The 21,192-nt window shown below is 36.3% G+C and carries 15 protein-coding genes; 14 read left to right on the top strand and 1 reads right to left on the bottom strand.

Annotated features, from left to right (window positions below):
• The 3 genes from ACERJO_RS02650 to ACERJO_RS02640 all read left to right on the top strand — a co-directional run bounded on the left by ACERJO_RS02650 (position 1) and on the right by ACERJO_RS02640 (position 3,615).
• On the top strand, positions 1 to 720 hold the full coding sequence (locus tag ACERJO_RS02650) for a nucleoside phosphorylase (RefSeq protein ID WP_373646465.1): 720 nt from the start codon (positions 1 to 3) through the stop codon (positions 718 to 720).
• A 166-nt stretch (positions 721 to 886) separates the two neighbouring features.
• Positions 887 to 1,894 (top strand): BMP family protein, encoded by a 1,008-nt coding sequence (locus tag ACERJO_RS02645; protein WP_373646464.1) that lies wholly within the window; start codon positions 887 to 889, stop codon positions 1,892 to 1,894.
• A gap of 20 nt (positions 1,895 to 1,914) precedes the next feature.
• Positions 1,915 to 3,615 carry an ABC-ATPase domain-containing protein gene (locus ACERJO_RS02640; protein ID WP_373646463.1) on the top strand — a complete coding sequence of 567 codons (1,701 nt, stop codon included), beginning with the start codon at positions 1,915 to 1,917 and terminating at the stop codon, positions 3,613 to 3,615.
• A 31-nt stretch (positions 3,616 to 3,646) separates the two neighbouring features.
• Here ACERJO_RS02640 and ACERJO_RS02635 read toward each other — a convergent pair whose 3' ends face one another.
• Complete coding sequence (locus ACERJO_RS02635) at positions 3,647 to 4,210, bottom strand: hypothetical protein (RefSeq protein WP_247105477.1); 564 nt, start codon at positions 4,208 to 4,210, stop codon at positions 3,647 to 3,649.
• 200 nt (positions 4,211 to 4,410) lie between these two features.
• Here ACERJO_RS02635 and ACERJO_RS02630 point away from each other — a divergent pair, with 200 nt between their 5' ends.
• The 11 genes from ACERJO_RS02630 to ppc all read left to right on the top strand — a co-directional run bounded on the left by ACERJO_RS02630 (position 4,411) and on the right by ppc (position 21,130).
• On the top strand, positions 4,411 to 5,304 hold the full coding sequence (locus tag ACERJO_RS02630; RefSeq protein WP_247105478.1) for an AraC family transcriptional regulator: 894 nt from the start codon (positions 4,411 to 4,413) through the stop codon (positions 5,302 to 5,304).
• A gap of 106 nt (positions 5,305 to 5,410) precedes the next feature.
• A complete protein-coding gene (gene melA, locus ACERJO_RS02625) occupies positions 5,411 to 6,910 on the top strand; it encodes an alpha-glucosidase/alpha-galactosidase (RefSeq protein ID WP_373646462.1) in 1,500 nt (499 codons plus the stop codon).
• A 260-nt stretch (positions 6,911 to 7,170) separates the two neighbouring features.
• A complete protein-coding gene (arfA, locus tag ACERJO_RS02620) occupies positions 7,171 to 8,682 on the top strand; it encodes an arabinosylfuranosidase ArfA (RefSeq protein WP_373646461.1) in 1,512 nt (503 codons plus the stop codon).
• A 191-nt stretch (positions 8,683 to 8,873) separates the two neighbouring features.
• A complete protein-coding gene (locus ACERJO_RS02615) occupies positions 8,874 to 9,920 on the top strand; it encodes an aldose epimerase family protein (protein ID WP_247105481.1) in 1,047 nt (348 codons plus the stop codon).
• Between the two features lie 207 nt (positions 9,921 to 10,127).
• The gene (araD, locus tag ACERJO_RS02610; RefSeq protein WP_373646460.1) at positions 10,128 to 10,817 is read left to right on the top strand and encodes an L-ribulose-5-phosphate 4-epimerase; all 690 of its coding nucleotides are present in this window, start codon (positions 10,128 to 10,130) and stop codon (positions 10,815 to 10,817) included.
• A gap of 51 nt (positions 10,818 to 10,868) precedes the next feature.
• Positions 10,869 to 12,335: an L-arabinose isomerase gene (araA, locus tag ACERJO_RS02605; RefSeq protein WP_373646459.1), complete on the top strand. Its 1,467-nt coding sequence runs from the start codon at positions 10,869 to 10,871 to the stop codon at positions 12,333 to 12,335.
• A 181-nt stretch (positions 12,336 to 12,516) separates the two neighbouring features.
• The gene (locus tag ACERJO_RS02600) at positions 12,517 to 13,614 is read left to right on the top strand and encodes a GntR family transcriptional regulator (RefSeq protein ID WP_373646458.1); all 1,098 of its coding nucleotides are present in this window, start codon (positions 12,517 to 12,519) and stop codon (positions 13,612 to 13,614) included.
• 242 nt (positions 13,615 to 13,856) lie between these two features.
• Positions 13,857 to 14,819, top strand: a complete 963-nt coding sequence (locus ACERJO_RS02595; RefSeq protein WP_247105718.1) for a glycoside hydrolase family 43 protein — start codon at positions 13,857 to 13,859, stop codon at positions 14,817 to 14,819.
• Positions 14,820 to 15,120: 301 nt separating this feature from the next.
• On the top strand, positions 15,121 to 16,197 hold the full coding sequence (locus ACERJO_RS02590) for a sn-glycerol-1-phosphate dehydrogenase (protein WP_373646504.1): 1,077 nt from the start codon (positions 15,121 to 15,123) through the stop codon (positions 16,195 to 16,197).
• A gap of 338 nt (positions 16,198 to 16,535) precedes the next feature.
• On the top strand, positions 16,536 to 18,050 hold the full coding sequence (locus tag ACERJO_RS02585) for a glycine betaine uptake BCCT transporter (protein ID WP_373646457.1): 1,515 nt from the start codon (positions 16,536 to 16,538) through the stop codon (positions 18,048 to 18,050).
• A 323-nt stretch (positions 18,051 to 18,373) separates the two neighbouring features.
• Complete coding sequence (gene ppc, locus ACERJO_RS02580) at positions 18,374 to 21,130, top strand: phosphoenolpyruvate carboxylase (protein ID WP_373646456.1); 2,757 nt, start codon at positions 18,374 to 18,376, stop codon at positions 21,128 to 21,130.
• Positions 21,131 to 21,192: the final 62 nt, after the last annotated feature.

The raw sequence follows: 21,192 nt of genomic DNA, 5'->3' as shown, positions 1-21,192 counted from the left end.
TTGCTAGCAAATCTTAAAATTGATCCTAAGAAATTACCTGAGAAGATTCTTGTTTGTGGAGACCCAAATAGAGCGGAAGTTATCGCATCTTATTTAGAAAACGCATGTGTAATGGCAAAAAATCGTGAATATCATTCTTATCTCGGCACTTATCATGGAGAAAACATCGCCATAGTTAGTCATGGAGTTGGCGGTCCTGGAGCTGCAGTATGCTTTGAAGAGCTCATTATCGGTGGTGCCCAAACGATGATTCGTGTTGGTACAGCTGGCTCATATCGTAAAGAAATTGAAGCAGGTAGTATCGTTATTAGTACTGCAGCTGTTCGGTGTGATGGTTTATCGAATCAATTAGTTCCTTCAGGCTTTCCAGCAGTTGCTAATCGAGAAATCATTCAAGCATTATCTACCGCAGCTGCAAATCAGAAAGAGACCATTGCTACTTTTGAAGGTATGACTTTGTCATTAGATGCTTTTTATTTAGGGAGTGTTCCATTTCCACATGAGATATATAAACAATCGAATGTATTAGCTGTGGAAATGGAAAATGCTGCGCTGTTTACAATTGCAAGCTTAAGGGGAATACGTGCGGGGGCTATTGTTGCCATTGATGGATATGCTGATGATAACTTACGAGAAAACTATAACCCTAATAGAGAAAGTGTAAGTAGAGCCATTCATCTCGAAGCAACTATCGCACTCGATGCCATTAGTACACTCTAATATGAACAACCGTTTTGTATACTTCATGCAAAACGGTTGTTTTAGTTGTAATTGTAGAAGATTAAGCTGGATTTATTGATATGATGAATAATTTCAGTTGACGTATTTACTATTATTGTTTATTTTAAGGACTATGTTAGTTTTCTAAGAAACGAGGTCTATAATCTTGAAATATGTACTATTCTTGCTATCGATTTTCTTACTAGTAGGTTGTAAAGCAATTGATCAAAATGATGAAATATTTACAGGGGAAGAACATTCCATTTTGTTAATTCTACCTGAGAGAATGGGTACTAATCCATTTCTAAATGATATTCGAATGGGTTTAGAACGATTTAGTGAAGATTATAACATGCATGTAGAAACAATTGAATCAAGAGATGAGGAACAATTACATGATTATCTAAACTATTATGCGAATGAAGGGTATGATTTAATTGTGACTGGAACGTATAAAGCCCATGATGCACTACATGATGTCGCTTCTGAATATTCTTCTCAACCTTTTTTAATCGTTGACTTTTTCGTTGATCTTCCTAATGTGGCGAGTATTACGTTTCAAGAGCAAGAAGCTTCTTTCTTACTTGGTGTGCTAGCAGGTAATATAACGGATACGAATGTGGTTGGAATGGTGGCCGCAATGGATGTTCCGTTATTGCAAAAGTGGGTAACTGGTTATGAGTTAGGAGTTCATACTGTAAATCCTGATGCTAAGGTTTTAATAGACTATGTCGGTCATTTTTCAGATCCAGCAACTGCAAAGGATATAGCCATTGAATTCGCACGTGATAATGCTGATTTTGTTGCTGGTGCAGCTGCTGTTGGCAATTATGGTGTTTTTGAAGCAGCGATAGAGGAAGGGTTTTATACTGCTGGACAAGATCATGATCAGTTAACAATTGACCCAGAGCACATTCTTATTTCACAGTTAAAAATGGCAGATGAAGCTGTTTATCATACACTTGAGTTATTCTTAAATGAGACCTTTCAAGGAAAGGAATATACTTATGGTTTACAAGACGAATTTATCGGAGTGACACATATTACTCATCCTACTAACACACCATTAAATCATGTTATAAATGAAGAGATCTTACATGTATTAAATAATTTCAAAGAACAAATTATTTCGAAGGAGATTGTTATTCCAAACCCTTTGGAGGATATACAATAAATTGAATGGTGGGTTATAACATGGATCGATTAAAGAAACTTTTATCTAACATTGATCAAAAAGGGTACAAATCTTATAAAGAAATACAAGGTATGTATCAATTTTCACATTTCTTTCTTCATATTGATTATGTTCAAGGGGATCCATTTGCAAGTCCGTCAAAAATACGCCTTCGTATCCCGTTGAACAAAACAGAAATGAATGAAGATTGGTGTATGCTATCCCATCATCGAATACGTTGTGAGGATACAATAGCAAGAAAAGTAGGTCAAGCGGTTAAAAAACAAAATCGAAATATAAGAGGATCGGGGAAAAGTGGTCTAATCTTATTTGATGAACCAAGGCAAAAAGTGGTTGAACGTTCAGCGGTATTGATTGATCATAAGTTTGTTACTATATGCCTTAGTGTCGGTTTACCTGCAAATGGTAGAAGGATTGCTGGTAAAGATGCTGTGAGGCTATTGTGTTCATATATTCCTATTATTATCGAAAACTCCCTTTTAAAACTTACTGAGGCGGAGCTGTACAATGAAATTAAATTAGCTGATCAACAACAAACGATACGGCGTTATTTAAAAGAACATCAGCTTATTGCTTTTATAGCAAATAAAGCAATACTGGCTCGTGAAAGTGGTGTAAGTGATCAGCCAATGAAAACAGATGTTGTTCCTTTTGCTTCACCAGGTTGTCTCGAAATAGCTATAAATATTCCTCATCAGGTTGAGCCTATAAAAGGAATGGCCATTAAAAAAGGGATTACATTAATCGTTGGCGGTGGCTATCATGGGAAATCGACGCTTTTAAAAGCGATAGAAAGTGGTGTATATGATCATTGTGAAGGTGATGGACGAGAGTTTGTCATAACAAACAAGCAGGCGGTGAAAATTCGTGCTGAAGATGGACGAAGTGTAAGAAGTGTAAACATTTCTCCATTTATTAGGTCTTTACCATTTTCAAACAATACGACTTGTTTTTCAACCGATAATGCTAGTGGAAGTACATCACAAGCAGCCAATGTGATGGAAATGATTGAAATCGGAGCGGAAGCACTTCTTATTGATGAAGATACGACAGCGACAAACTTTATGATACGCGATGCAAGAATGCAGCAGCTAATTGAGAAAGAATCAGAGCCTATTACGCCTTTTATTGATAAGATCGAACAATTAAAAAAAGAAAAGGATATCTCTAGCATCATTGTTATGGGTGGCTCAGGTGATTATTTCGATGTAGCTGATTGTGTGATTAAAATGAAAGAATATCGCCCCTTCGAAGTAACAGGTGAGGCTAAAGCGATAGCTCAACAAATAAAGGTAGATCGTCAGCATGAAGGTGGTCATTCATTTGGCCAAGTATCAGATCGCTATTTATTGCCCAATAGTCTGAAAAGCATGGAAGGAAGAAAAAGAAAGGTGAAAGCACGGGGGATGTATGAAATTCAGTACGGCTCCCAAAGCATTAACCTTCATTATATCGAACAATTGGTTGAAGAAAGTCAAACGAGAATGATAGCGGATATATTGTATTACGTAGAACAAAATAATCACTTAACTAAACAGTATAGTTTGAAGGAGCTTGCTGACTTTCTTGAAACACAGCTGAATAAACAAGGAATTACTTTTGTATCTCAGCATAACGGGCATCCTGGTGATATAGCTAGACCGAGAGTCTTTGAAATAATTGCAGCTCTAAACCGATTGCGCTCAGTCCAAATAAAATAATGTATGATAGGAATGTACGCTAGTTTTAGTATTAGACGTACGTTCCTTTTATTTTCAAAAATAATTTTGTTAACCATAGGGATAAAAAAGCAACCACAAGGTCAATAAGAAATAGGTAAAACAAATTCATACCGTTTTCTAAATGTAATAAGCCTAAAAGTAGTGAAAGTCCCCCGAAGCCAAAAGCGAATATAATCGAAGCGACGACAGCATATAAGTAAAAGTTTCGATTATAATTTGTGCAAAATTGATAGATAAGCATGAATGTTACAGGGAACAATACAGCAGTAATCGTAACTCCTACGGGGAGCAAATGTGTTAAGCTATGTGGGTGTATAAGTAAATTGTTCATTGAAAGAATATTATCAATGTTTGCCCATAGGACATGAGCAGTATACCCAAAAAAGGAAATTTCGAAGATACGTTTGCGGTCAATTAATACATACAATATAAAGAGCGGTATAATGATAGTAGCGATATTTGTCCAAAAATACCACGTATGAATTCCTGCATATTGTGACCAATATTGCTTGGTTAGTATAACAAGTTCCTCTTTTTTGTTTAGAATGCTTTCGTATAGTTGTTCTTTTTTCATAAAAGTATGATCCCCCTCATTAATACTTCTGTATGTCTATTGTTTCCAACATGAAACGGTTTATCCATTTAACAGGCGAGGCTGTCACTTTTTACATAAAAAAATGTATTCATCGATTGTTGACTCAATAGAAATAAGGTATTATCAATGAAAAGTATTTACTTGAATAGGTTTTTTAATTTGATTAGGAGGAAACGTTCATGACTTATATGAGTCTCTATAATCCTGCTTTAATACAATCTGACTTTTATCCTACAATTGTATTTTATTATTATAAAAAATGGCATAATTACCAAATGGATAATCATAGTCATCCACAAGTTGAGATTATGTATGTTATTTCAGGAGAATGTGAGATTGGTTTTGAGCAGAAAAGAATACGGATGAAGAAAGGTCAGTTTATTCTTATTGATTCACACGTTAAGCACCGATTAACCGTTCGTAATGATCAATATTGTCGAATGCTGAATGTAGAATTTATGTTCAGTCAAAATAGCGTTTCAATACCTTCGATTTCCGATCTTGCCACAGACGACCAGTATTTAATGTCATTCCTCAAATGTGCACGTGATTTTAATGTGCTTGAAGATTCAAGTGAAGTGTACCTTATATTAAAAAGCCTCATTCTCGAACTTGATAAAAAGGAAAAGCAAAATCAAGTAATGGTCGCACTATACTTGTGCCAACTTTTAATAAAAATAGCTCAATTAGATCAAGAAGCAAAGCAATTTCAATCGAAATGGAATCATCCATATGTGAAAAAGGTGATACATTATATTCATCATCACTATGATTGTTCGATTAAGGTAAAGGATATTGCCGATTCTGTACATTTACATCCAAGTTACTTGCATCGCATTTTTAAAGAGTACACTGGAATTTCGATTATGGATTATTTACTTTCTCATCGTATCGAGAAAGCGAAAGATTTATTAAAACGCACAGATATTCCTATAACAGAAATTGCTGATTATGTTGGAATGAGTAGTGGTCAATACTTTAGTACTCTATTTAAAAAAAATGTAGGTGTAAGTCCCTTGCAATTCCGAAATGAAACGAAACAAGAGCGAAATCATTCTTCTATTATAAGTTAGCATTTTATACATTTACCATGAAGAAACGTCAGAAATTTGAAAGCGGTGTATCTCTTCTTAATGCTACAATTTCATTGAAATGGATTTTGAATAAGGAGATGATTATATGTCATTTAAAGTCGCTTTTATTGGTGCTGGAAGTATTGGATTTACGAGAGGGTTATTGCGTGATTTGTTATCTGTTCCTGAGTTTCACAATATTGAAGTCGCATTTACGGATATTAATGAACAAAACTTGGATATGGTAACAGAACTTTGCCAGCGAGATATTAATGAAAATGGATTGAACATTCAAATTCAATCATCATTGAATCGTAGGGAAGTTTTGAAGAACGCTCGTTATATTTTTACTGTCGTACGAATAGGAGGATTGGAAGCGTTCTCAACAGACATTGAAATTCCGCTAAAATACGGAATTGATCAATGTGTGGGTGACACACTCTGTGCTGGTGGTATTATGTACGGTCAGCGCGGTATAGCAGAAATGATGAATATTTGTAAAGACATTCGAGAAGTAAGTGAACCTAATTGCTTACAATTAAACTACGCAAATCCAATGGCGATGTTAACGTGGGCCTGTAACAAGTATGGTGGTGTACGTACGGTTGGTCTATGCCATGGCGTTCAAGGTGGACATCGACAAATTGCTGAAGCATTCGGATTGAAAAAAGAAGAAGTTGATATTGTTTGTGCTGGTATTAACCATCAAACATGGTATATCCAAGTAAAGCATAATGGAGAAGATTTGACAGGCCGTATGTTAGAAGCCTTTGAGAGTCATCCTGAATTTAAAAAGACGGAAAAGGTACGCATCGATATGCTGAAACGTTTTGGCTATTATAGTACCGAATCCAACGGACATTTAAGTGAATATGTGCCTTGGTATCGGAAGCGGCCAGAAGAGGTTCATGATTGGATTGACCTTGGAACTTGGATTAATGGGGAAACCGGAGGGTATTTACGTGTTTGTACGGAAGGAAGGACATGGTTTGAAACAGACTTTCCAAACTGGTTAAAGGAGCCGGCCTATACATATTCTTCCGAAGAGCGTGGTGAGGAGCATGGTTCGTATATTATTGAAGGTCTAGAGACAGGCCGAATTTATCGTGGACATTTTAATGTAGTAAACAATGGAATCATCACCAATTTACCAGATGATGCCATCGTTGAGGCGCCAGGCTATGTAGATCGCAATGGTATTAATATGCCTCGTGTAGGAGAGTTACCTTTAGGGTGTGCGGCAGTTTGTCAGGCTAGCATTTCCGTACAACGATTATCGGTTGAAGCGGCTATTCATGGCAGAGATCAGCTACTACGACAAGCATTTATGATGGATCCATTAGTAGGAGCTGTTTGTAACCCACCTGAGATCTGGCAATTAGTAGATGAAATGCTTGTGGCACAAGAGAAATGGCTACCACAATATGTAGAAGCGATAGAATTGGCGAAAGTAAGAATGTCCTCAGAGGAATTAATTCCTACTCGTCATTATAAAGGAGCAGCTCGATTAAAAACAAAGTCAATTAAAGAAATGCAGGAAAACCGTAATGAAGCAATGAAGAATGCAGCTGAAGCTGATAAAGCAAAAGAAAGACCTTCATTGTAAAAGGTAGTAAGGCATTCTAAATGGTTATCACTTTAGAATGCCTGTTTTAATGAGTTAGTAAACGCACTTCAATGTTAGTCGTACAACTATCGTATATTGAAAGTATATTTGTATGCACAAACTATTTACAAGAACAGAAAGCTTTACTATAATAAAAGCAAATGGTTAATTTATTTATAAATTTATTAACAATTATAAGTTTTTTAATTAGTTTGTAAACGTTTAACTTTATGGGAAAGCAGTACTAGAGGAGGAGAACGATGAATCAGTTAAAAAAAGCGAAAATGGTTGTAGACAAGGAATTCAAAATTGCAGAAATCGATTCAAGAATTTACGGATCATTTATTGAACATTTAGGAAGAGCAGTATATGGTGGGATTTATGAACCTGATCACCAAAATGCAGACGAGCATGGTTTTCGTAAAGACGTCATTGATTTAGTGAAAGACTTGCAAGTACCGATCGTACGTTATCCAGGTGGTAACATGGTTTCTGCTTACGATTGGGAAGATGGAGTAGGACCTAAGGAAGAGCGTCCACGTCGTTTAGAGCTAGCATGGAGAACAATCGAACCTAATGATGTAGGGACAAATGAATTTGTTGATTGGGCTAAAAAAGTTAACTCTGAAGTGATGATGGCGATTAATTTAGGAACTCGCGGTATTGATGCTGCGAGAAATTTCATCGAATATTGCAATCACCCGGGTGGTACATATTGGAGTGATTTGAGAAAAGAACACGGCTATGAACAACCTCATAACATTAAAACATGGTGTCTAGGAAATGAAATGGATGGACCTTGGCAGGTCGGTCACAAAACAGCAGATGAATATGGCAGGCTAGCACAAGAAACGGCTAAAGCGATGCGTCTAGTTGATCCTTCTATCGAGCTTGTTGCTTGTGGTAGTTCTAATTCTAAAATGCCAACATTTCCACAATGGGAAGCAACGACATTAGAGCATACGTATGACGAAGTTGATTTTATTTCCTTACATCAATATTTCGGTAATCGAGACAATGATTCAGAGAATTATTTAGCGAATGGCCTTGAGATGGACCATTTTATTAAAACGGTCATTGCAACTTGTGATTACATTAAAGCGAAAAAACGTAGTAAGAAACAAATGTATTTAAGCTTTGATGAATGGAATGTTTGGTATCATTCAAATCAGGCTGATAAACAAATTGACCCATGGACAATTGCACCTCCTCAGCTTGAGGATCATTACAATTTTGAAGATGCTTTATTAGTTGGTAGTATTTTAATTACTTTCTTAAAGAACGCAGATCGAATTAAAATGGCTTGTATGGCACAATTGGTTAATGTTATTGCGCCAATTATGACAGAAAATGAAGGACGTTCATGGAAGCAAACGATTTATTACCCGTATATGCATGCTTCTGTATTTGGAAGAGGGGTATCATTGAAGCCGGCCATCTCTTCTCCTGTATATGATACGAAGGATTTTACAGATGTACCTTATGTTGATAGTGCGGTTGTCTATAATGAAGAGCAAGAAGAAGTAACGATCTTTGCCTTAAATCGTCATGTACACGAGTCTTTAGAATTTTCTATTGATGTTCGTAGCTTTGAAGGCTATCACCTTGATGAACATATCGTATTAGAACATGATGATTTGAAAGCAGTGAATACCGTTGATGAACAAGTTGTAAAACCACATCATAATGGGAACGCAAAGCTTGATAATGGAATTATCCAAGCGGTCCTTTCGAATGCTTCTTGGAATGTTATTCGTTTAAGTAAACGCTAAAAATCATCTAGGGAGGTCGTCTTGCGGCGGCCTCTTAATCGTTAATGCTACATATTAAAAGGTGTATATAATGTCACGTAATGTATTTTCTTACATTGTAAAAAGTATGGATGCTAGTGTATGATGATAATGAATTCGTTTTCTTTCAATTGGAGCGAAGTGATGTGTGTGATTAGAGGAGGAGAGTTTTAATGAAGGTTATTAAGGATCTGTTCGGACAAGTTGACGGTCAAAATGTATATGCATATACATTAACAAATGATAAGGGGATGGAAGTTACTAGCATTGATTACGGTTGTATTATTACACGAATTTCTACAGCTGATCGCAATAATCAAATTGAAAATGTTGTACTCGGTTTTGATACAATTGAGGAATATGTGGAGCATTCTCCTTATTTCGGAGCAGTGTGTGGTAGAGTAGCGGGACGAATAAAAGGAGCTCAGTTCACTTTAAACAATCAAACATATAATCTAGCGCAAAATGATGGTTCTAACCACTTACATGGAGGAATAAAAGGCTACGATAAGGTTATTTGGAAATCTGAATCTTTTGAAGAACATAATAAAATTGGTGTTGTTTTCACTTATGACAGCTTTGATGGAGAAGAAGGATACCCTGGGAATGTCTCAATACAAGTCACGTATACGTTAACAAACGATAATCAGTTTGCTATCAATTATCAAGCTATACCTGATCAAGATACGTTAATAAATATGACAAATCATACATATTTCAACTTAAGTGGGAACTTAAAAAGAACGATTAAAGAACACCAATTAACATTGAAAAGCAAACAATATTTAAGCTTGGAAGATGATTTAATGCCGACTGGAGAATTCGTTGATAGCGAAGGAACTGTTTTTGATTTTACAAATGGAAGAAAAATTAAAGAGGGGATCCAATCAGACTTAAAACAAAACGAGTTGGCTGGAAATGGCTATGATCACCCATTCCTTTTAGATGAAAACCAAGATGAAGAAATTCGTCTTGAAGATGAGAAAAGTGGTCGTGTACTTATCATCGAAACGAATGAACCGAGCGTCGTCTTATATACTGGGAATATGATAAGTGACGACTTTTCAATTAGAAATGTTCCCGCAGAAAAGTATTTAGGCTTGTGTCTAGAAACGCAAGGGTTACCTGATGCCATTCATCACGATCACTTCCCTTCTATTGTTGTTAAAAAAGGGACTGAATACAAGAAGAGAACAACGTATACTTTTACAACTAATTAAGTGATGGAAATGCCCTAAAAGAGTTATTCTTTGGGGCATTTTTGTTCGTTGAGCATGGTTGATCGTAAGTTTAACCAAGAAAGAAACCTGTACGACGTTTTATAGAAAGGATTCATCTCAATTTATTGAGAAAACTATTTATTTATTGTACGTACAAGTGTATAATAGAGTTGAAGGTAGTTAGCACTTTGAAAGGGGTTGTGATAGTTGTTAGAAAGTCTTAAAGAATCTGTTTTAGAGGCGAATCTTGCATTACCTAAGCATGAACTCGTTACTTTCACTTGGGGAAATGTAAGTGGGATTGATCGAGGTTCGAACCTAGTAGTCATTAAGCCTAGTGGAGTAGAGTATTCCGATTTAAAACGTGATGACATGGTTGTTGTCAACCTCGAAGGTGAAGTGGTAGAGGGTGACCTTAAGCCGTCATCAGATACTGCTACTCATATTGCGTTATACAAAGCTTTTTCAAGTATTGGAGGGATTGTACATACTCATTCACCGTGGGCGACAAGTTGGGCTCAAGCAGGAAAATCATTACCAGCATTTGGTACAACTCAAGCTGATTATTTTTATGGAGAAGTTCCTTGTACGCGTGATATGACGAAAGAGGAAATTCAAGGTGCGTATGAGTTAGAGACAGGGAATGTCATTGTCGAAACATTTAAGGGTGTGGACCCTATGCAAGTTCCAGCAGTACTAGTGAAGTCTCATGCTCCGTTTGTATGGGGTAAGGATCCTAATAATGCTGTTCATAATGCAGTTGTTTTAGAAGAAGTTGCAAAGATGGCATCTCGTACCTTGCAATTAAACCCTCATACGACAGCAATGGATCAAGATTTACTTGATAAACATTTTTTACGTAAGCATGGTGTAAATGCTTATTATGGACAAAAGTAGTTCTTGCTTTGTAATAAGTTAGAATTTAAATCGTTTTTAGGAGGATGAAAGATGTTAAAGGTAAAAGAATATGAGTTTTGGTTTGTTACAGGTAGTCAACATTTATATGGGCCTGAGACGCTAGATCAGGTTGCTGATCATTCACAGCAAATTGTTGATGGGTTAAATGAAAATGATTTTGCATATAAGATCGTCTTTAAACCTGTTGTGAAAACAGCTGATGAAATTAGAAAATTGTGTATTGAAGCAAATTCAGATGAGAAGTGTGCAGGTATTATTACTTGGATGCATACATTTTCACCAGCTAAAATGTGGATTGCTGGGCTTTCAGAATTACGCAAATCATTATTACATTTGCATACTCAATTTAATCGCGATATCCCTTGGGATAAAATTGATATGGATTTCATGAATTTAAATCAATCAGCTCATGGTGACAGAGAATATGGCTTTATCGGTACTAGAATGAAAATTGGACGTAAAGTAGTTGTAGGTCATTGGCAAAGTCCAAAAGTGATCAGCCGTGTGGGTAGTTGGCTAAAAACAGCTGCTGCTTTTGAAGAAAGCAAAACATTAAAAATTGCTCGCTTTGGTGATAACATGCGTGAAGTGGCGGTTACTGAAGGTGATAAAGTCGAAGCACAAATCCAATTCGGTTGGTCTACATCTTATTTCGGTATTGGTGATTTAGTTGCCAAGATGAATGAATTCTCTCAAGATGATGTGGAAAGACTGTTCAATGAATATAAAGAACAGTATGACATTGCTGATGGAGAGAACATTGAATCGATTAAATATCAAGCGAAAATCGAGCTTGGCTTGAAAGCGTTTTTAGAAGAAGGTGGATTTACAGCCTTTACAACAAATTTCGAAGATTTACATGGAATGGATCAATTGCCAGGTTTAGCTGTTCAGCGTTTAATGGAGCAAGGTTATGGATTTGCTGGTGAAGGTGATTGGAAAACAGCAGCTCTTGTTCGTTTAATGAAAATCATAGCAGATGGTGAAGGAACTTCATTTATGGAAGATTATACGTATCATTTAGAAGAAGGTAATGAGTTAGTACTCGGCTCTCATATGTTGGAAGTATGTCCAACTGTAGCGGCAACTCGTCCAAAGCTAGAAGTGCATCCACTAGGTATTGGTGGTAAAGATGATCCAGCGCGTATGGTATTTGATGGTGATGAAGGTGCAGCATTAAATGCATCGATTGTTGATTTAGGGAATCGTTTCCGCCTAGTAATTAATGAAGTTGAAGCAGTTAAACCGGAGAAGGAAATGCCTCATTTACCAGTTGCTAAGGTTCTTTGGAAACCTAAGCCGTCGTTGAGTGAGTCTGCGGAAGCCTGGATTTATGCGGGCGGTGCTCATCATACGGTCTTTTCATTTAAAGTGACTCCAGAGCAATTATATGATTGGGCAACGATGGTAAATATTGAATGTGTCTTTATTAATGATTCGACAAATGTAATGACATTCCAAAATGAATTAAGATGGAATGATATTGCCTTTCGTTAAGGTGTAAATCCTACGAATAATCAAAAGAAAAGTGTCTTAGATGGACTTACCATTTAAGACACTTTCTCATCATTCTCACTTATGAATGTGTTAGAATATTGCAGTATTTTTGCGTGTTGGATGGATAATGTGGTAACATGTACGTATATTTATAAGTACGTGTAGAATTGAGGTTTCGGTTGTGACAAAATACAGTAAAGTAAAACAAGCGATTAAGTCAAGAATTTTAGATGGGACATATGTACCTAATCAAAAAATTAATTCTGAAAATGAATTAATGAAGGAATTCGAAGTAAGTAGACATACTATTCGTATTGCGATTGGTGAATTAGTATCAGAAGGCTGGTTATATCGTGAGCAAGGTTCAGGTACTTTCTGTGCAGATAGGACGAAACAAGATAGAACACATTCCAATGATACGAAAACGATAGCGATTATTACAACATTTATTTCAGATTATATTTTTCCAAGCATCATACGTGGAGCTGAATCTTATTTAAGTGAGCGGGGTTATCAAGTTAGTTTATTTAGTACGAATAATAAAATCGAACATGAACAACGCATTCTTGAGAATATATTATCTCAACCTGTGGATGGCATCATCGTAGAGCCAACGAAAAGTTCATTTGCGAATCCTAATATTAACTATTATTTCAATTTAGAAAGAATGAATATTCCGTATATAATGATTAACGCTTTCTATGATGAGTTGGAGCCTGTTTGCTTATTAGTAGATGACGAAAAAGGCGGCTATTTGCAAACGGAGCATCTAATTAATCAAGGACATACCAATATTGTTGGCTTATTTAAGACGGATGATAATCAAGGGATCAAGAGAATGAAAGGGTACGTTAAAGCTCACCGAAAGCATCAAGTTTCTATTAATCCTCAAAATATTGTTACGTACTATTCTGAAGAAAAGCTTGAAAAGCCTGCAAAAGAACTAGAAAAGTTACTATCACAAAATGAGAAGCCGACGGCACTCGTTTGCTATAATGATGAACTAGCATTAATTTTACTCGATCTTTTACGAGCTAAAAAATTGCAAGTGCCTAAGGATATGTCAATTGTTGGTTATGATGATTCATTTCTCGCTGAAATTTCTGAAGTGAAACTAACGACCGTTAGTCATCCTAAAACGGAAATGGGCGAGCAAGCCGCTGAAATGATTATTCAAATGATTGAAAAAGAACAACGCAATAAAGAAACGCAGTCGTTGGAATCAATTGTTTACCATCCACAGCTAATCGTAAGGCAATCAACGACAGATATAAATTAAATGTAGTCATTAAAAGAATTCATCGTTCTTTTAATGGCTTTTTCATTTTTCAAGACTTGTTATAAAGAGAACTGAGCATAGTAATTTTTTTACTGATTATCTTGTAAATAAGCAAAAAAACGTATAAACTATTATTGTACGTACAACAATGAATATTAATTAACAATCTATTTTTTTGTTCGTATGATTAATGTTTTAGTAATTTAATTAATATTTAATGACTTGTAGGAGGATGAAGGGAAATGAAAACACAACATTATAAAAATCCACTAGTTGAACAGCGTGCCGATCCATGGGTATATAAGCATGAGGACGGTTATTATTATTTTACTGCTTCTGTTCCAGAGTATGACCGCATTGAGCTTCGTAGAGCTAAAACGATTAATGGATTGAGAGAAGCAGAGCCTGTTGTAGCTTGGAGAAAGCATGAAACAGGAATGATGAGTGCGAACATTTGGGCTCCAGAAATTCATTATATTGATGGAAAATGGTATATTTATTTTGCAGCAGCTCGAACAACTGAAACGAAAGAAGGATTGTTCGATCACCGTATGTTCGCTCTAGAAAATGAAGCTAAAAACCCACTTGAGGGTGAGTGGATCGAAAAGGGACAAGTGAAGACGAAATGGGAAAGCTTTGCCTTAGATGCTACATCTTTTGAACATAAAGGAGTACGGTATTACGTTTGGGCACAAAAAGATCCTGACATTGAAGGAAATTCTAATTTATATATTTCAGAAATGGAAAATGCTTGGACGTTAAAAGGGGAGCAAGTCATGATTGCGACTCCTGAATACGAATGGGAGAAAATTGGCTTTCTTGTAAATGAAGGGGCAGCTGTTTTAAAACGAAATGGCAAGATATTTATGACCTTTTCTGGAAGTGCAACAGATTATAATTATTGTATGGGTTTGTTAGTTGCAGATGAAGACAGTGATTTACTTGATCCGAAATCCTGGCTTAAGCTACCTGAACCAGTCTTTAAAACAAATGAAGAAACTGGACAGTATGGTCCAGGACATAACAGCTTTACAACTTCAGAAGATGGAAAAAATGACGTGCTAATTTATCATGCGAGAAATTATAAGGAGATTGAAGGGGACCCTCTGTATGACCCTAATCGTCATACTCGCGCCCAAGTGTTTAGTTATGATAAGAATGGCTTTCCTCATTTCAATGTCCCAGTTCGTGATGATGAAAGATAGTTATTAGGTTTGTCGTTTTTTAAAAGTAACCATTGTGTAAAGGCCGCTTAAAAAGAGACATTACGGATGGCACAGAAAAAGTTATAACCTAACGTTTTCAGTGCCATCGATTCCTTTCTTTTTTGTGGTCTTTTTGAATTGGGAGTTATAGATTTACATAATTTTCATGAAAGGTGGAAGGGCTTACAAGGCCTGCTTGAAATGAAAAAGATGTTGGAAACATTAAGTGATAAGTCTAAAGTATGTGATTGTGGTAATAACCATTATCATATTCCGATTGAGGATATTCAAATTGGAAAATATGTTTTTCAGAAAGCGTACTTTTATAGAAAATCGATTTTTGAAAGTAATGATTGTATATGATGAGAGAACAAAAGCAGTAGCAGGGGATGCTTTTCTGAAATTACTTGATCAAACGAACGTGCAGTATGAAACTTGTAAAATGCAAGCCGATCATCAAGGCGATGTAATCGCAGATGAAAAGGTGCTAGGGCAGCTATTAATTGAAGCGTCTATTGATGTTGAAGCTTTTGTTGCTATTGGTGCTGGAACCATTCATGATGTAACTCGTTTTGTCAGTTATAAAATGAAAACTCCATTCATCTCAATTCCTACAGCACCTTCTGTTGATTGGTTTAATTCTATGGGTGCTCCTATTGTTCAAAATGGTGTGAAAGTAACGTTTCAAACGCAAGCGCCTATAGCCGTTTTTGCTGATATTGATGTGTTAATGAGTGCACCTAAATCTATGGTAGCAGCTGGATTTGGTGATGTTCTTGGTAAAGTAACGTCCCTTTTTGATTGGCAGTTTGGTTACATCGTTAAAGGAGAACCATTTTGTCCGGTTGTTTTTGAGGCAACTGAGCAAGCATTAATCAGTTGTGTAGAGAATGTCGATTTCATTGCTGAGGGTCAGGAGAAGGGGATTAAGGTATTAATGGAGGCATTAATTCTCTCTGGACTTGCTATGCTTCTTTTCGGAAAGTCGCATCCCGCTTCTGGTGCTGAGCATCACCTCTCACATTATTGGGAAATGGAATTTTTGAAAGAGGGAAGGAAGCAGCTTCTTCACGGTGCAAAAGTTGGAGCTGCAACGATAGTCATTGCTTCTTTATATAAGAAATACTTGAATTATTCTTTTACTGGAGATGGAATCATAGCAAGTGAGAATGAAGCGAAAATTAAAAAGCTTTTGCAAGGCTTAATAGAACCAACTAAATTGCAGGACTTAATAAATCGAGTAGGTGGGAAAACAGCACCAGCTGATTTAGGGATTTCACAACGTATAGTTGATAATAGCCTTCAAGAAGCACATCTCCTTCGTGAGCGTTATACCTTACTTTATTATAATAATGTCTATAAAAAAGAAACACTATAATGTCTTTTTCTGTATGAATTGTCTAAGAACTCGGATCATTTTGGATTCGAGTTCTTTTTTGTTTGAAAGTTCTATGATGCTGAATCAATACTTGGTTTTTTTGTCAGAGGAATATAGAGCGGATTTGAAGCGAACTATCATGGGAACGCTCTTTAAGCACCAAATAGTCTCTCTTTTGTGAGACTTTGTCGACAGGCAAGATGGATCAAGATGAATTCTTTTTAAATAAGGTAGTATGTCTCGGAAAAACTGGGCAAATTACTTAGTACAACGATAAGAAAATGAAGCAAGCTGATCAATTTTATGGAAAAAAGTTAAATAAACGAGGGGGAAGTAACTTGAATAAAATATCAAATGTATTTTGGATAACTATTGCGATTGTATTTTCTGCCGTTATATTTGGAGTAGCGGCTCCAAATCGTTTTGAGAAATTGACAGGGAATATACAGGCCATTATTACTTCAGGGCTTGGTTGGTATTATTTAATACTTGTAACAGTCATTGTGATTTTTTGTATCTTTTTAATTTTTAGTCCTGTTGGAGCTATTAAGCTTGGGAAGGCGGATGAACGACCAGAATATTCAAAAAGAACGTGGTTTGCTATGCTATTTAGTGCAGGAATGGGTATTGGGTTAGTTTTCTGGGGGACTGCTGAACCGTTATCGCATTATTTGATACCCCCTTTAGCAGAAGGCTCGACTAATGAAGCTTTTAAAGAAGGGATGAGGTATACTTTTTTTCATTGGGGAGTTCACGCATGGGCCATTTACGCCATTGTAGCACTTGCTTTAGGATATTATAAATTTCGTAAGGATGAACCAGGTCTAATTTCCGCAACATTAAAGCCGGTACTCGGAAAGAGCATGGAAGGTTGGTTAGGAAATTTAGTTGATGTATTAGCAGTATTTGCTACTGTGGTTGGAGTTGCAACAACGCTAGGATTTGGTGCTGCTCAAATAAATGGTGGTTTGTCCTATTTATTTGGAATTCCAAATAGTGTACTCATTCAATTTATTATAATTGCAATAGTAACTGTTCTCTTTATGCTCTCTGCATGGACAGGGATAAGCAGAGGGATTCGTTATTTAAGTAACACAAATATGTTATTAGCTGTTCTTTTATTTTTGTTTGTATTCATACTAGGTCCTACAATTTTAAGCTTAAATATATTTACCGATACGATTGGAACATATTTACAGAGTATAGTGCGCATGAGTTTTCGAATTGCGCCTTTAAATGAAGAGCATAGAGGTTGGATCAATGGTTGGACGATCTTTTATTGGGCTTGGTGGATTTCATGGTCTCCATTTGTCGGAATATTTATTGCACGTGTTTCAAGAGGAAGAACGATTCGAGAGTTTATTATTGGTGTTCTGTTGCTTCCAGCACTTGTAAGCTTTTTATGGTTTTCGGTGTTTGGTACAGCCGCAATCAATATTCAAAGCGTTGGTGTAGACTTGTCACAATTTGCAACTGAAGAAGTTCTGTTTGCAGTCTTTAATGAATTGCCTCTTTCAACAACTTTATCAGTTATTGCGATCACATTAATTACTACCTTTTTTATCACTTCTGCTGATTCAGCTACATTTGTTCTTGGTATGCAAACAACTAATGGATCTTTAACCCCAGCTAATTCAGTTAAATTGACATGGGGAGTTGCTCAATCAGCGGTAGCGGTCATTTTGTTATATAGTGGCGGTTTACAAGCGCTACAAAATGCCCTCATTATTGCAGCGTTACCCTTCTCTTTTATTATGCTATTGATGATGATTTCTTTGTACCGTTCATTAGCAAGAGAAAAGAAAGAATTAGGTTTATTTTTCAATCCTCGTAAGAAAAAACTTGAGAAATAAAAAAGGTTTTAACTATACAACTTACGTTGAAAATGTTAGGTTTGTTCTAAAACGGATAGCTTTTGGAACAAACCTACTTTTTGCTTTCTAGATACAAAAGGAGAGAAGTTGTTTTTTTCTAATGAGAAGCGGATGGATCTTGTCGAATTGTCAGAAAATATTTGCCTGAATTCTTCTAGTTATGATACTATCAATAGTAGTGTGATTACATAGTGTAGTCACCAACGGGACTTAATGTGTCCGTGTGGGTCTGAGAGAGTCCCTGAATTTTAGGTTTGCATACATAAAATAAGGGAACAGTTTTTGGATAAGGAGATGATTTGATGATTGATGTTACAGATAGTCATTTACAATTGAGAAATGATGTAAAGAAGTTAGGTAATATCCTTGGAGAGATTCTAGTTCACCATGGTGGGATAGACTTATTTAATAAGGTGGAACTAATACGTGATTCGACTAAAAATCTTCGTAAAAACCATGATGAGGATTTATACAAAAAGCTAAAGGAAGAAATTCAAACATTACAGCCACCTGTACGCCAAAATGTCATTCGTGCATTTTCAGTTTATTTTCACTTAGTTAACATTGCGGAACAAAATCACCGCATCCGTAGACGTAGACAATATCAAATACAGGAAAATGGAGTCATCCAACCAGTATCGATTGAAAGTGCTGTTGCGGCGATTAAAGAGCATGGGTTTTCAGAAGAATACGTTCAAAAGGTGATCGATGATCTATCTATTGAACTTATCATTACAGCTCATCCGACTGAAGCGACTAAGAGAACGGTCTTAGAGATTCAAAAACGAATTTCTTATATTTTACAACAATTCGACAACCCTACTTTAACGCAGAAGGAAAGAGAAGCGTTAGATGAAGATTTATATAATGAAGTGACGGCATTATGGCAAACAGACGAATTGCGTCATCGTAAGCCAACGGTTATTGATGAAGTGAAGAATGGTCTTTATTATTTTGATCAAACGTTATTTGACGCATTACCTGATATTCATCAAGAGTTAGAAGATAAATTGGAGGAATACTATCCAGATGCAAAATGGTCTGTGCCTAATTTCCTTCACTTTGGGTCTTGGATTGGTGGAGATCGAGATGGGAATCCAAATGTCACACCAGAAATTACATGGGAGACATTAAAGTTACAACGTGATCTCGTACTTAAAAAGTATGAACAGTCTGTTGTTGATATCATGAAGCGTTTCAGTCATTCAACTTATCGAGTAGCAGTTAACGATGATTTAGCAAAGTCAGTTGAGTTGGAAGAATCACTTTATTTGAATGATGATGAATTATGGCCTGTTGAATCAGAAGTATATCGCCGTAAATTTGCGATAGTGTTGAAAAGAATTCGTGAAGTAGGAAAATCTGATAAGGGTTATAATAATGCCGAAGAATTACTAGATGATTTAATTTTAATTAAGAAGAGCGCTGAAAAGCATCAACCTTCAGGGCGAAAGCTTCGTCTTGTTCGTAAATTAATTAGACAAGTAGAACTTTTCGGTTTCCATTTAGCGACATTGGATATACGGAATCATAGTGGTGAGCATGAATCAGCTATTGCTGAATTATTAAAAGTTGTTAATATAACAGAAGACTACAAAAGCTTACCAGAAGAAGAAAAGTTAAAGATTCTTGAGAGTGTATTAACAGAACCTCGTCCCGTACTTTTATTAGAAGAGGATTACTCAAAAGAAACGAGGGAAGTATTAAAAGTATTTAATATGATTAAGCAAGCTCATAAAGAGTTTGGAACTCGTTCAATTCAAGTTTACCTTATAAGTATGACTCAAGCATCGAGCGACTTGCTTGAAGTACTAGTTCTTGCTAAGGAGGCCGGCATTTACCGTCTTTATGCCGATGGTAAGGTTGAAAGTGGTCTAAATGTAGCTCCGTTGCTTGAAACCGTCGATGATTTAATTGCTGGACCAGCTATTATGAAAACATTATTTGAAATGGACGTGTATCGTAACCATATTAACGAACGTGGCGATCATCAAGAAATTATGCTTGGCTATTCTGATGGTAGTAAAGACGGAGGAACGTTAACGGCTAATTGGAAATTGTTTAAAGCACAACAAGAAATCCATGACATGGCTAAAGAATTTAATATAGGTTTGAAGTTTTTCCATGGTCGTGGAGGGTCACTAGGCCGTGGTGGCGGTCCGTTGAATCGCAGTATTCTTTCTCAGCCAGCTGAAACGTTGAATGATGGTGTCAAAATTACCGAGCAAGGTGAAGTACTGTCTTCTCGTTACTTATTAAGAGATATCGCTTATCGTAATCTAGAACAAGCCGCATCTGCATTGTTAGAAGCATCTGCGAAAGTATCAAAGAATTCTGAGCAAGGACATTTCCGAGAAAAGTCTTGGGAAGAAGCGCTTGAGGAAGTCTCTAAAAAAGCTTTAGCAAAATATCAGTCATTAGTATTTGGTGACAAAGATTTCTTAACATATTTTAATCAAGCAACACCTTTAAAAGAATTAGGTGCGTTGAATATCGGCTCCCGGCCTATGAGTCGTAAAAATAGTCAGCGCTTTGAGGATTTACGAGCTATTCCTTGGGTGTTTGCATGGACGCAATCACGTCAAATGATTCCTGCGTGGTACGCAGCTGGTACTGGTTTAGAAGCATTTACATCAGCTAGCAAAGACAACCTAGATTTATTGCAAACGATGTATAAGAAATGGCCATTTTTCCAATCGACAATTAATAATTTACAAATGGCTCTTGTTAAAGCTGACCTAACAGCAGCGAGAGAATATCTACAATTAGTTCAAGATAAGGAAATGGGTGAACGGATTTTTAATGATATTTCGGACGAATATCACCGTACACGAAATGTGTTGCTTGAGATAACGGGTAATAAAGAATTACTTGAGCATACACCTGCGATCAAAGAATCCGTTCAACGCCGTAACCCTTATGTTGATCCACTTAATTTTTTACAAGTTGATCTTATTAAGAAGTTGCGTGAGTTAGAGGATGATGCACCTGATGAATTGTTAACAGAAGTGCTGTTAACGATCTCTGGTGTAGCTGCTGGACTAGTGAATACAGGTTGATTCATTCATGCGAAGAACTGTTAAAGGGCATCCTTTTAACAGTTCTTTTTGTTTGAGAGTCT

Source organism: Halalkalibacter sp. AB-rgal2 (genome assembly GCF_041821005.1).
Taxonomy (GTDB): domain Bacteria; phylum Bacillota; class Bacilli; order Bacillales; family Bacillaceae_D; genus Halalkalibacter.
This window is presented reverse-complemented; position numbering and strand designations above follow the sequence as displayed.